Origin of the sequence: Vibrio sp. 1F253 (assembly GCF_041439295.1) — a bacterium.
Taxonomy (GTDB): Bacteria; Pseudomonadota; Gammaproteobacteria; order Enterobacterales; family Vibrionaceae; genus Vibrio; species Vibrio tasmaniensis_A.
Genome location: NZ_JBGONU010000052.1, coordinates 19113 through 32261 on the forward strand (window position 1 = coordinate 19113; position 13149 = coordinate 32261).

General features: G+C 42.7%; 14 protein-coding genes. 9 read left to right on the forward strand and 5 right to left on the reverse strand.

All coding sequences use genetic code 11. The annotated features are described in order from the left end of the window. The first annotated feature begins 146 nt into the window (after window positions 1-146). The 5 genes from ACED28_RS19470 to ACED28_RS19490 all read left to right on the forward strand — a co-directional run bounded on the left by ACED28_RS19470 (window position 147) and on the right by ACED28_RS19490 (window position 4904). Window positions 147-1268 (forward strand): HlyD family secretion protein, encoded by a 1122-nt coding sequence (locus ACED28_RS19470; RefSeq protein WP_371710521.1) that lies wholly within the window; start codon window positions 147-149, stop codon window positions 1266-1268. Next, on the forward strand, window positions 1258-2277 hold the full coding sequence (locus tag ACED28_RS19475) for a DUF2955 domain-containing protein (RefSeq protein WP_012600930.1): 1020 nt from the start codon (window positions 1258-1260) through the stop codon (window positions 2275-2277). The genes ACED28_RS19470 and ACED28_RS19475 overlap by 11 nt, the downstream gene beginning before the upstream one ends. A 22-nt stretch (window positions 2278-2299) precedes the next feature. Next, complete coding sequence (locus tag ACED28_RS19480; RefSeq protein ID WP_017096361.1) at window positions 2300-3400, forward strand: AI-2E family transporter; 1101 nt, start codon at window positions 2300-2302, stop codon at window positions 3398-3400. Then, window positions 3401-4057 (forward strand): potassium channel family protein, encoded by a 657-nt coding sequence (locus ACED28_RS19485; protein WP_017096360.1) that lies wholly within the window; start codon window positions 3401-3403, stop codon window positions 4055-4057. Between the two features lie 253 nt (window positions 4058-4310). After that, window positions 4311-4904 (forward strand): hypothetical protein, encoded by a 594-nt coding sequence (locus ACED28_RS19490; RefSeq protein WP_371710522.1) that lies wholly within the window; start codon window positions 4311-4313, stop codon window positions 4902-4904. Between the two features lie 239 nt (window positions 4905-5143). On the opposite strand, the gene ACED28_RS19495 is transcribed toward ACED28_RS19490, so the two are convergent. After that, entirely contained in the window at window positions 5144-5353 is a 210-nt protein-coding gene (locus ACED28_RS19495; RefSeq protein WP_004731601.1) for a hypothetical protein, read from the reverse strand. A 947-nt stretch (window positions 5354-6300) separates the two neighbouring features. Between ACED28_RS19495 and ACED28_RS19500 the strand changes: the two genes are divergently transcribed. From ACED28_RS19500 to ACED28_RS19515, 4 genes are all read left to right on the forward strand, one after another. After that, window positions 6301-7233 (forward strand): siderophore ABC transporter substrate-binding protein, encoded by a 933-nt coding sequence (locus ACED28_RS19500; RefSeq protein WP_371710523.1) that lies wholly within the window; start codon window positions 6301-6303, stop codon window positions 7231-7233. Window positions 7234-7332: 99 nt separating this feature from the next. After that, a complete protein-coding gene (locus ACED28_RS19505; RefSeq protein WP_371707288.1) occupies window positions 7333-8286 on the forward strand; it encodes an ABC transporter permease in 954 nt (317 codons plus the stop codon). Next, window positions 8279-9229: an iron chelate uptake ABC transporter family permease subunit gene (locus tag ACED28_RS19510; protein WP_012600923.1), complete on the forward strand. Its 951-nt coding sequence runs from the start codon at window positions 8279-8281 to the stop codon at window positions 9227-9229. The genes ACED28_RS19505 and ACED28_RS19510 overlap by 8 nt, the downstream gene beginning before the upstream one ends. A 12-nt stretch (window positions 9230-9241) precedes the next feature. Beyond that, the gene (locus ACED28_RS19515) at window positions 9242-10006 is read left to right on the forward strand and encodes an ABC transporter ATP-binding protein (RefSeq protein ID WP_102257601.1); all 765 of its coding nucleotides are present in this window, start codon (window positions 9242-9244) and stop codon (window positions 10004-10006) included. A 209-nt stretch (window positions 10007-10215) separates the two neighbouring features. On the opposite strand, the gene ACED28_RS19520 is transcribed toward ACED28_RS19515, so the two are convergent. Genes ACED28_RS19520 through ACED28_RS19535 form a run of 4 tightly spaced genes read right to left on the reverse strand, consistent with a single transcriptional unit; the run spans window position 10216 to window position 13122 of the window. After that, entirely contained in the window at window positions 10216-11034 is an 819-nt protein-coding gene (locus ACED28_RS19520; protein ID WP_371710524.1) for an ETEC_3214 domain-containing protein, read from the reverse strand. Between the two features lie 9 nt (window positions 11035-11043). After that, complete coding sequence (locus tag ACED28_RS19525) at window positions 11044-11496, reverse strand: hypothetical protein (RefSeq protein ID WP_017101531.1); 453 nt, start codon at window positions 11494-11496, stop codon at window positions 11044-11046. 9 nt (window positions 11497-11505) lie between these two features. After that, a complete protein-coding gene (locus ACED28_RS19530; protein WP_371710525.1) occupies window positions 11506-12729 on the reverse strand; it encodes a murein transglycosylase domain-containing protein in 1224 nt (407 codons plus the stop codon). A 21-nt stretch (window positions 12730-12750) separates the two neighbouring features. Next, window positions 12751-13122, reverse strand: a complete 372-nt coding sequence (locus tag ACED28_RS19535; protein WP_371710526.1) for a hypothetical protein — start codon at window positions 13120-13122, stop codon at window positions 12751-12753. Window positions 13123-13149 lie beyond the last annotated feature (27 nt).

The window sequence follows — 13149 nt, forward strand, 5'->3', positions numbered from 1 at the left end:
TGTATATATTGTTGCATTATTAGACGTGCATATCATTTGCAACGTTTTGTTTACTAAATCTAACCCTATTTACTTGAGTTTTCCATCGCTGGGTTTATTTTTAAAGTATTAATTTTGTTGATGTTAGTTATCTAGAAGGGAGTCCCATGTCAGAAACCAAAGGGAATAAGCAAGAAGCCAATGAAGAAGTTGGCCAGCAAGAAAATGGAAAAGACAAAGTAAGAAAGGTCACAAACTATCTATTGTTGTTTGTTGCATTCATGTTGATCTTCAGTGTCATTTCAGACCGCATCATCCCTATAACTGATAATGCTCGTGTAAAAGGTTATATCGTTCCAATCAAGCCTGAGGTGTCGGGTAAAGTGCTCGATATACTGGTTCAACCAAACCAACTGGTTAATCAAGGTGACAAGTTAGCCATTTTAGATGAGTCTGATTACAAAATTGCAGTACAACAAGCCGAGCAAAATTTAGAGATTGCAGGCCAAAATGTCGGTGCTCAAACCGCAAGTATTGCTTCAGCGCAAGCGAAACTCACTTCAGCGATTGTTGAAAGACAAAACACCAAGCTACAAGCCAGGCGTGTTTTAGAGATGGCTGATAAAGGTGTGGTTTCTAAATCAGATGCAGATAAAGCGAGAGCCGCATTAGCAACGTCTCGAGCGGCGGTTGTCAATGCAGAAGCTGACCTGGACCGTGCTAAGAAACAAATGGGTAAAGAAGGCGAAGAAAACAGCCAAGTGAAAGCGGCGTTGTTAGCACTTGAACAGGCACAGTTGAACCTAGAGCGCACCGTGATTACAGCACCGACACAAGGTGGCGTTTCTAACTTTAGCCTTTCTGAGGGTTTTTACGCATCAGCAGGTCAACCGATCATGACTTTTGTTTCGACGGAAGATATCTGGATTGAAGCTTATTATCGTGAAAATAGCCTTGGTAACGTAACCGTCGGTGATGAAGTGGAAGTGGCATTGGATTTCGCTCCAGGACAAATCGTGAAAGGGCGAGTGAGTAGCATCGATTGGGGTGTTGATTGGGGACAAAATGATCAAGCAGGTAAGCTTGCTAAAGCTAGCCAACAAACGGGTTGGTTGCGTCAAACACAGATGCTTCCTATCACTATCGAATTTGAACGAGATGAGATGCAAGGCATGCTTCGAGTGGGCGGCCAAGCGGATGTGATTGTTTATAGCGGCGATAACTTTGTGTTCAACGCGATAGGCAAAGTATGGATTCGTCTGATTAGCGTATTGTCTTATGTCCGATAAGCCGATTCCTGACCAACAAACACAGCAACGTATCCTGCGATTTACTGTCGGGGTCACGTTGGCTGTTTTCTTGGCGGCGTGGATAAACTGGCCACTTGCGTTTGTGGCGCCAGTGTTCACTGCTAAGTTCTTAATTGATAAATCAAACCTCCATAAGGAAACGGTCTACGAATTGCTCTTGGCCGTTGTAGTGACGATGGGGTTAGGTTTATTGCTGTCGCGAGGAATTACCCATTACCCAATTCCATTGCTGATTTTGGTGGGGTTAATGATGCTGTGGGGTTACTACTTGTTTGTCGACCCTAAATGGAACCTTTTCGCCACCATATTGTTGATTGCTGTCTTGATGCTGCCTTTTATGGCGATTGATAACCCCGGAGTCTCTGTATTGTTGGCATCAGGCTTAGCGACTTCTGGTGTAGTGTCGGTGACTATTTTTGCGCTGGTTCATGTCTTCTTCCCTGAACCTAAGTCGGAGTTCTCTGGCTTTGCGTCGGTACCTTTCAATAAGACAGAGCGCTGGTATGCGGCTTTCCGTGCGATGATTATCTCTTATCCCGTTGTGTGCTTTTTCTTTATTTTTCAGATATCTGAAGCATTGTTAACCATGATGTTTATTGCGTTGTTATCGTTAATGATCACTTCAGAAAAATCAGTCAAATTAAGTGCATTTCTGGTGATCAGTAATGGCATTGGTGGCTTGCTAGCGATAGCTGCTTTTTCAATCCTTTCGATTGTTCCGAATATTATCTTCTACTCTTTATTCATAGGCTTGGTCGCTATTGTGATTGCTAAGAAAATCTACACGGTTCCCGAAAAAGCACCGATTTTCGCCACTGCATTTAGTACCTTGCTAGTACTTGTCGGTAGCACATTGATGAGCTCCGGCGATATCGATAGCAACACTTTTATTCGCATATTCCAATTATTGCTAATTGGCATATATATGATTTTGGCCTCTTTATTCCTAGAAACTCGGAATTGGAAGTTTCTACAAAATCAGCATTAATTTTGTCTAACAAGGACGTCTCATGAAGTTAACCGACGATTTTTCAAAACAGGCGATAGACGCTGCCATCAAAATTGCAGCGATTGCTATGCTCGTCTACTGGTGTTTTGCGATTTTACGCCCATTCATTCTATTGGTTATTTGGGGGGCGATCATTGCGACTGCGCTCTATCCAGTTGCTGTCGCGATTTCAAATAAGACGGGAATGTCGAAAGGAAAAGCCAGCGCATTACTGAGCTTTATCGGAGTACTGTTACTGCTCATTCCTTTAGTTGCGCTCTCTTCCGGTATTTACACCAGTGCTTCGGACCTAATGACAGGGCTACAGGACGGAACCCTGTCTCTGCCGAAACCCAAAGAGTCTTTACAAGATATTCCATTCATTGGGGAGAAGGTATATTCAACCTTAGTAGCTGCCTCCAATAATATTGAAGGCACGTTCATAAAGTATGCTGACGAACTGAAACAGTTTGCGACGAAAGCTGCTTCTGTTTTAGGCTCTCTCGGCGGTGGGTTTATTCAGTTTATTATTTCTACCATCATTGCTGGCGCATTCATGAGTAACGCCGATAAGTGCCAAACAGGGGTCACTCACTTAGTGGCTCGCCTAACCGATGGTAAAGGTGAAGAGTTGGTACAGTTATCTAAATCAACGGTACGTAGTGTCGTGCAGGGTGTGATAGGTGTTGCTGTGATTCAATCCATTATGTCAGCAATTGGTTTAGTGATTGCTGGCGTTCCTGCGGCTGCGTTTTGGGCATTAGCTGTTCTGCTCATTGCTATTATCCAACTTCCGCCGATTCTTGCTTTATTGCCTGCAATTATTTACATGTTCAGTGTTGAATCGACGCTAGCGGCGAGCCTGTTCTTAGTGTGGTGTATTTTGGTCAGTGGCAGTGACGCTATTTTGAAACCGATGCTATTGAGCCGCGGCTCTCATATCCCAATGTTGGTTATTCTACTGGGTGCGTTGGGCGGAATGGCGATGTCAGGCATCGTTGGTCTGTTTGTTGGTGCTGTGATACTGAGTTTAAGCTATGAGCTGATGATGGCATGGCTTGGACTTGAAGAGAAAAACCAAGAAGAAACTGAGAAAAAACCAGCAGAGGCAGAGGAAAAATAGATGAAGCCAGTCTCTAAAGACGACAACTTCTACTTCTTATTCTATGCACTGTTGGTGTTGTTTTTTGGTTGCGCGGTGATGCAGCAGTTTTATCCGCAAGGTCAAAAGACCATTCTGTTTTTGATCATTATTACTTTGGCTGTTTCGATAGTGGGAATACATAAAGAGCGAGCCTTGTATCGCTCTTGGTATGGTCTGCTATTGATAACCGCTACGGTGTCGGGGGTATTCTCGTTTTTGGAGGACTATAACCTTTCGATAGTGACGTTAACGGCATTGGCGGTGTTTCTGTTCTCACATATTTATTCCGCTCTCAAACAGGTAATGAAAGCAAAGACGGTGACGCCCAATCACATTATCGGCTCTATCTGTATTTACTTGTTGTTGGGGTTCGCTTGGTCGACCATCTACTTGTTGATTTTAGAAATATTCCCCAACGCCTTTAATGGGTTAGAAGAGCAAATCTGGCTAACCAATTTGTTTAATGCGATGTACTTTAGCTTTATCACGTTGACTACGGTTGGCTATGGTGACATATCACCAGCATTGCCTATTGCTCAATTCTTTGTGTTCATGGAGTCCATTATCGGCAGTTTCTATTTAGCCATCATGGTCGCGAGCTTGGTGAGCATCCGACTTGCGCAGTCTCAATCTTAAGTGCAATCTTTTTCATTTAAGTACCTGTATAAGTTAGAAGTCTGTTTTGTTGGAACAGGTGTAGTATGGATTTTAATCGATGATCAGTTTTACCATTTAACGCCATATGGATTAATAAGTAACCAAAAGATAACGTATTGAGAGAATTTAAGTACGCACCTAGATATAACCTATCAAGTTACCGAAAAAACGAGGTTATATAGTGGTATGATCGCGGGCTCAGCACTATAAGTGATAAAGAATAGGAAACAGAATGACTCACCTTACCGATCAGCAAGAAGCTGCAATGGCGACGTTTAAGGAAAACTTACACCTTCCAAATGGTGGTTTTCATAAACTGATTATCGATCTAAGTAAGGAATATCAGCTGCCTTTTCAAAAGGTGCGTGCGGTTTTAAAGAAAGCTCAAAAAGGTGTTGAACGACAGATACGAGAAGACTTTAACAGTGTTGATGACACAGTACTGAGCCAAGAGAATTGGGTGAACATTATTAAGTCGAAGCTTGTTGAGTTAGCGGAAGAAAACCAAACGGTGATGGATAAGCTGCAACAAAACCTGAAGTATCAAAAAGTGTTGTCGGCAACCGAAGGTTCAATCGCAAGTGAAGACGAACGTGACGAGTTGATTGAAGAGTTGATTCAAGCTTATGAGAAAGAGGTGTTCAAACCTTTACTGGCGATGCTGCATACAACAAAGCTGTATTGGAAGTTAATGCTGGTGGATGAGACATGTAAGATGAATGAGGAGAATCGTGAGAAATTCAGCGATTACCCTCAACACATGCAAGCTGCAGAACACTTATATACTCTTGATCAAAAGTTAAGGTCGATGCCGTTAACTTATTAGTCCATGAATGCAATGATAATGACTCATTGGTGATTCAGAGTTTGATATAAGTTGGTTTCAATAGAAGCACGATAACCTAGCTAGCGTTAGCCGCGTGTGAAATGCAAAAAGGGCTAGGTTTCTGATCTGTTTTACTTCTACTCTATTTTGTTCTGCTAGAGCGAATTGAGGGTGACATCTTTGACTTTTTTATATCTGTCGAACTAGACGGTGCTTCTTTCTGTAGCCGATGGGAAATGCTATAGGAGTGTGAAATGTCCTAGGGTGTTTCCGTTGCCTGAAACGATAGTTCCGATGCTTTCTCGTTCATTAAATTCAAAGTCGATGAGATAACTATGATGTTGTAGCTTGGGCAATATGTGGCGGTGGAGTATATCGCTATTGAGCTGTCGAATCTCGGTGACCCATGAAATCTCTTCTTTGTGTAAGTCTATTTTAATCTTGAGCATTTATTACCTTTTAGTTTATTGACTGTTTTTTCGCGTGATAGTTGGTACCAATGGGTTTGTCGTGTTGTTCTGCGTGACATAACTGTGCCTTGTGTTTATTACATTTGTATTTAAGTGATCGATCTATTCTGACTTCGCTGATAAAAGAGCGAATGACGAGAGATCGGTAGTAGGATCGAATTTAAAAGCTATTGAATGACTATCTGGGTGAAAGCTGACGCAGAGATGGTGTAACGAGGGAATCGAGAACTGTCTATGTGGAACTTGGACTTACTTTAGCATTAACAGCTCTATAGATTAGAGCCAGGTGGCGAACTATACGCCTAGTTTTTTAAATTACAACCCTATTTCTAATTAAATTTAAAAATATTTTTGAATGATTTGCCGTCGCTTGTTGATAGTTAAATGAACGAAGGACAGGGGATTGACCATAGTATCTGACTGAGGCTCGGTTTTGCACCGCTTCGTATTCTTTGTCATTGGTGGTTTTAATTGAGTTATTAACTTGGTGGTAGTTAAGCGTCTGTTATACTTGGCCTTTACATTGTAAATCACAATTCGTGACACTGAGGTTTAGCGTTGTAATTAGGGGTTTAGCGTTGTAATTACAGGGTTTTCGGGCACTTTTCCCCATCAGTTTTTTCTTCAGATTGATGATCATTTTCCTCTTCGCGCTTTTTGCTATTTTTGATTCCTAATATCTCTCCCGACTACGCAAAACATGAATACTCACTTTTACATTTCTGAATAATAAAGTTGTTGTGTCGCTAGTTTAACGCAAATATAATTGATAATAGTTCTCACTTGCGTTACAAGTTTGTTGTCAAAGCAATGACAGACTTTAAATTATCGTTATTTAGCCGTTGTGTACGCCCCATGCTCATCTATGAGTAATGTGACTTTTATTGTCATGAGTGGTGGTTTGTATCCATGGCAAAGGAAGACACATGAAGAAAACAATCAATTCAGTTCGTCAGTTATTGGGTGGGCTTGCTATCGCTCTTGCATCATCATTGATAATGACCGCTCAAGCGGAAACAATCACTATTGAACACGTAAAGGGCACGGTGCAGTTTACCGAAGTACCACAGCGCGTTGTAGTACTTGGCTTTGGTAGCTTGGATGTGCTTGATCAGATTGGTATACAGCCAGTTGGCGCGCCTCACAGCCTAATGCCTGACTATCTAGCTTCGTACAAAGATACGACGGCAAATACGGGCTCATTGAGTGAACCTGATTTTGAAGCTATCTACATGCTGAAGCCTGACATCATCATTGCCGAAAACCGTATGCTTAAGGTTTACGATCAACTAGCAAAAATAGCTCCGACCATCATGTTCTCTATTGAAGGTGACAAATACTGGGCTGATGCTCAGCAAAACTGGCGCGCGCTAGGGGAGCTCTTTGGTAAGCAAGCTAAAGTAGAAGCGCTCATTAAAGAGACTCAAGCTTCTATCACGGCGGTTAACGACAAAGTCGCGTCTGACGAAACGTCAGCAATGATGCTAATGAACAACGGCAACAACATTGCGATGTTCAATAAGGGCAGTCGCTTCTCAATCATCTTTGACGACTTTGGCTTTGTGGAGTCAAAGAGTGCGACAGTAGCTCCGATTAAAGGGAATCACGGTAATCTAATCTCGTTTGAATATATTGCTGACGCAAAACCTGAAGTGCTTTACGTACTTGACCGCGAAAAAGCGATCGGTAAGTCAGAAGGGCGCGCACAACAGCTGTTTGACAACCCACTGGTTGCGGCAACACCTGCAGCGCAGCAAGGCAACATTGTTTACCTTGATTCAAGTGCTTGGTATCTGGTAGGTGGCGGCGTAACAGCGATTCACAGAATGTTGGGTGACATTGAACGTACGATTCAATAGTTACTAGTCATCAGATTCTCGGGCTTATAAGAGTGTTCTTATAAGCCCTTTTTCACTTTTTTATACGGTCTCCCCGATCCTACCTTTAGTATTACTTCTATGTTGAAACCCATTGCAGCTGCTGTATTTCTTGTTGTGTTATGCGTTGCGTCATTAATGATTGGAGTCGCTGAGATCAGTTTTAGCGATTTTTTCAATGGCAACCAACACGCCAACTCTATTTATGTTGTTAGTCGGATCCCTCGACTGTTCGCGATTGTGCTTGCCGGTGCTGGCTTGAGTGTTGCTGGCTTGATAATGCAACAGATTGTTCAGAATAAGTTTGCTGCGCCTTCGACTATGGGCACGATTGATTGTGCCATGTTGGGGTACATCGTCGGTATTCTGGTGCTGGGTAATGCCGCTCAATGGAGCTACTTAGGCTTTATCTTTGCGTTTGCGGTGTTAGGCACCATGCTATTGGTCCGCTTTCTACAACACTTGAAGTTCAAGAATGCGGTGTTGGTACCTTTGATTGGCATCATGTATGGCAACGTTGTCTCATCTCTAACAACCTTTATCGCTTACAAATACGATTTAGTACAAACCATGTCGGCTTGGACGATGGCGAACTTTGCGAGTGTATTGCAAGGCAGCTATGAAATCCTTTACCTCGCGGTTCCTGCATGTGTGTTGGCTTATTACTTTGCTAGTCAGTTCAGTGCGGCAAGTATTGGTGAAAGCTTCGCAAAAAACATTGGCCTCAATTATCAGAAGATCGTCTTCATTGGTGTGGCATTGGTTGCTATCTGCGCCTCTTCAGTGGTGATGATCGTTGGTGTTATCCCATTTCTTGGCCTTATCGTGCCGAATATCGTGTCGTTGATGATGGGCGATAACATGAAGAAAATTCTGCCTTGGACAGCCTACTGGGGCGTGATCTTGGTATTGGCCTGCGACTTGTTAGCTCGAGTCGTTATCTTCCCTTACGAGATTCCAATCTCAATGGTAATCAGTGTCTTTGGCGGCTTGATTTTTATCTACCTGATCATGAGAGACAAGTCGAATGCGTGATTCAGTAAAAATTGCGATTCTGGCTATCGCGTCTTTGGGTATGGCGGCAGTATTTGTGGGGCAGGGACTTACGTGGGATAACTACGAGTTCTTCTTGTCTCTGCGACTACCAAAACTGCTGTCGATTGTGTTGGCGGCGGTGGCGATTTCTGCATCGTCATTGGTTTTCCAAACCATCACTAATAATCGAATTCTAACCCCATCCATCTTGGGCTTTGACAGTCTGTATATGCTGGTTCAAACGGTGCTTCTGTTTGTGTTTGGCAGTACCAGTTTCTGGGTGATTGATTCAATCGCAAACTTTTCATTGTCTGTGACTGTGATGATCTTGTTCTCGTTTGCGCTGTTCCATTTTTACTTCAAGAGCAAGCGAAACAACGTATTTACACTGTTGTTGATTGGTATTGTGTGCGGCAGCGTATTCTCAAGCTTGGCTAACTTCCTTGCGATGTTGATTGACCCGAACGAGTTTGCCGTGCTGCAAAATGTGATGTTCGCGAGCTTCAATAACGTGAAAGGTGAACTGGTTTACCTCAGCCTTATTCCACTGGGTTTGAGCTTGCTTGGCCTGTGGTTGTTGGCTCCCAAGCTTGATGTGCTTTGGCTTGGTGTTGATAACGCGACAAGCTTGGGCGTTAACACCAAGCGATTGACTCAGATTACCTTAGTGATTGTGTCAGTGATGGTCGCAGTATCGACGGCTTTGGTTGGCCCTGTGCTGTTCTTTGGTTTAATCACCGTGAGCTTAGCTCGCCAGATATTCAAATCTTATCAACATCGTGTGCTTATCATCGCGAGCAGTTTGTTAGCGGTCGTTCTATTGGTTTCAGGCCAATGGTTCATTGAAAAAGTAATGGCGTTTGAAACCACTGTGAGCGTGATCATTAACTTGGTCGGCGGTTTGTATTTTATGTTCTTGTTGTTACGCACCAGAATTCAGTAAAGGTAATAAGTAGTGATTAAATTAACAGGTTTGAGTAAGAAGTATGGCAAGACACTTGTGGTGGATGATGCCAGTGCCATGTTCCCTAAAGGGGAAGTGACTTCTATCATTGGCCCAAATGGTGCGGGTAAAAGTACTCTGCTTTCTATGGCGAGTCGCTTAACCGAAAGTGATGCGGGCGAGGTCGTTATTGGCGATAAATTACTGGCTGAATGGGATACCAAAGAGCTTGCGAAGCACCTTGCTGTGTTAAGACAATCAAACAACATCAATATGCGATTTACGATTCGTGAGTTGGTCTGTTTTGGGCGTTTTCCGCATTCTCAAGGTCGCTTGAAAGACGAAGATCATAAGATCGTCGATACAGCGCTAGAGCACCTTGGCATTACCGATATCCAAAACAGATACCTTGATGAATTGAGTGGTGGTCAGCGTCAAATGGCGTTTATCGCGATGGTTGTGGCGCAAGATACGGATTATGTGTTCTTGGATGAGCCACTAAACAACCTAGATATTAAACACTCGGTTGAAATCATGCAGACGCTACGTCGCCTAGCGCATGAGTTTAATAAGGCGGTCGTTATCGTGATTCACGACATCAACTTTGCTTCTTGTTACTCAGATAACATTGTCGCGATGAAGAGGGGCCAAGTGGTTAAGTCGGGCAAGGTCTCTGAAGTGGTTGAAAAGTCAGTGATGGAGTCGATCTACGAGATCCCATTTGAGATTCGTGAGTTCGATGGTGTTCGAATCTGTATGTATTATTCAGGTCGTTAGGTTGCTGGTTCTCTAGCCTGCTTAAATCCCTAGTTACCGAAATGAGAAGAGCTCCTACACTATGAGGAGCTCTTTTTTTCTCTATGTATAGCTGATTTTTAAGACTTGCTCAGTTTTAGCAAACTCAATGAGTTCATCAATGTACGTAGAGCTAACCGAATCAGATATACACATTACTGGATACCGATTATCAATGACCAACGCTGCTGTTAATCAGTGATCAATTCATATTCAAGTTTGGTAAGAATTGCAGGGGCGAGTGATTCTAAATCGACCGTCGTATACCCATAGAAGTTTGGCCTGATTTCACTACGTAGTTCAGTTAGAGAATCTTTTGTATTCTCTTCCATCATCAATTTGTCATTAAAATCAGCGAGTAACTTGAGTTGTTGCGCAGAGAGAGGGGATAGGTATTCGCTGTAACCACCGACAGAGCTGTATAACAGTTCATAGCGACCACCTTCTGCTTCTTCAATGTAATAATTCCCTGAACGCGCAATATTGGATATGGCAGCATGTTCTGTTGTCGAGTTAACGAAGTTGGTTTCCAAATAAGTGGCGCTGCCTGCGTGGTAGTTCACATCAGCGACAAACCCCGGTTTAGGGAAAATGAGAAAAGCATCTATTGTGTCGTTGGATGTTATTGCAGAAAGAATAAACTTACTGTCTTTGTAGTATTTTATCTGTACCTCACCATTCGACATCTTGGTATAAACCGGAGAGCCAAATGTCTCTTCTAAAATGCCACTGGAAGCACGAATATAGACTTTAGAAAGGCGCTCGTTAGATGGAGCATCTGAAAAGTTAGAAATTAAGAGGTCCCAACCTTTGCTTCCCATATCAATAGCATCGTTGAACTGACCACCTGCGATGATCAGCGCAATGATGGCAAGGATAGAGTTTGGTGTCTTCTCTCTCATTATTTCAAGAAAATCTTTTTGATCTTCATTGGGAGCTTGTTGAGTTAAAGACATGTCTTCTTCTGGTGCTGTTTTATCAACAGATGAAGGTAGAGCTTGTTCTGACATGATAAAACCTTATTCAGCAACAACTTGAGGTGCTCGTGCAACCACACGGGTACATAAATATTCTTCGACATCTTTTTCTACAGAAACGCTTTCTGTTACCCAGGTAAACTTCATTAACTGGTTGGTTAGTTGTTTTGTGGTCGATTTAGCGGTTACGGTTGTAGTCACAACATTGTCTTTACGATCGGCTGTTACAATCTTCTTTTTCTCCGAGGTTCGATTTGTATCGAGCTCTTTTTGCACCATGGCTTCGAGAGACGCAGCTAGCGATGCTCTCGCCTCCATTGAAGCGATGTCCATATCAAGCGTCATGTCCCCCATACTTTCAACACAAGCAACGCCTGCGATTAAGCCTTCAGGCAAATCAAATTGTGGGTTCATGCGCCAACTAGGAAATTCGGAGTTAGCGGCTGCTTGAAATGACAATGTAGTAATTGCAGCGATAATTAGAGTCTTTTTCATGTTTTATCCTTAAATCATATTCTTTTCGTAATTAACTTCTGCTTTACTTACTTTTTTCAAGTAGTTACGAGTTTCCGCAGCAGAATGCTTTCGTTGGATAGTTTGGAATACTTGTTGTGGTTCAAGCTGGTTAATATTCTTGATTGCAACTGAGCGTTTGCCACCGAAAATATGATAGATTGGCCCCATGCCTCCGTTGTAAGCCGCTGTTATGCAGTACTTTAAGCTCTCTTCATTGGTAACGCCTTTGAAGTAGCGAGAGCGCAGTAAGTGCAAATAAGCGGTACCGACCTCAATGTTTTTTTCGGGGTCGAATAAGTATTCTTTATTCAGTAACTGTTGTTCGCCAAATAGGAAGTTTGTCGCATCTAATCCTGCGGAACTTGGGACAATTTGCATCAGGCCAAAGGCAGGAACATGTGAGGTTGCTGTAGGATCGAAAGCGCTTTCTGTTTTGATGATAGACAGTATAAATTCAGGCTCAAGTTTGTATTTTTCTGCGTAAACTTCAACGGTATCAAAAAAGCGTTGTTCTTTACGATTAAGCCAACTTGGCGGAAAAGAAATAACGGCTTTGAGAACGGTATTGCCTTTACTGTCTTTGGCTTTGGTCACGGCCACAGTTTCAAGAGCCTTGTCTAACTCTTGAGTCTGAACCTTTGGTGTTTCGGAAACGGGTAAGAATGTCTTGTCACTGAGTTTCTCAACATTTGTTGCTTCAATCAGTTCAGAGGTATAAGCATCGGCTTGTTGGGCTTCGCCTATGGTCAGCTGAGACGTGCGCACGATCTCTTCTTTGAGTTCTTCTATTGAGGTTGTTTCACCTGCAATAGTGGTGACTTGAATCGTATTTTTCTCGAAGTTAACTTCACGCTTTATTTGTAGAGAGGGGCTGTAGCTGACCCACTTAAATTGGTCGCTAAAGGTAGGATTATCCCAAGACTCTGAAACTTTGGTTTTAAACTTATTAAACTCTTGTTGAGCTTGCGCCACATATTGATCGAATTCGCAGTTCTTTTGCACTTTGTAAAGATCAAATTGGGCTTCACTGCAGAGTTTGTATTTTTCAAACTCATCTTTAGCTTCAAAAGGTTGATTGACAAAATGTTCGACGCTAGGGCAACTTTGTTCGGTAATTGAAAGTTCACACGCTTGCTGAAGTGTATCAGAAGATGCCCATCCACTAGAGAGCAGTATTGCTAAAGGGGATAGCTGGCAAATTATTTTCTTCATATCTGTTCCTTGACCGAGGGATTAACCATTCTCTATCGAGAGTCGTTCCATGACAAAATCACAGTGCTCGAAATAGTTCAGGATCAATCCAAACCCTGGGGTGTCTGTTGATAAACGCGATTCATCCAATCGCTCAAATCGAGAGGTGTCAATTTTTGTAGGGCAGAGCAATGCTATGTTGGTATCGTAGGTCTCTTGTCCATTGTTTAGCAGTGCTTCGATGCCGTCATACTTGTTTCTATCTGGAAACTCGATAGAGTCGCCATCTGTGACTTGATGGTTTTCAACTAACACGCCTGTACTGCCATCTTCATAAACTTGAAACAAAGAGAGATAACCCGCTTGGTTTGAGTTGAGTTGAATAAAGTGATCCGCACCAGCAGTTTTGGACACTGAGTTAAGTGAGTACAATCACTAATG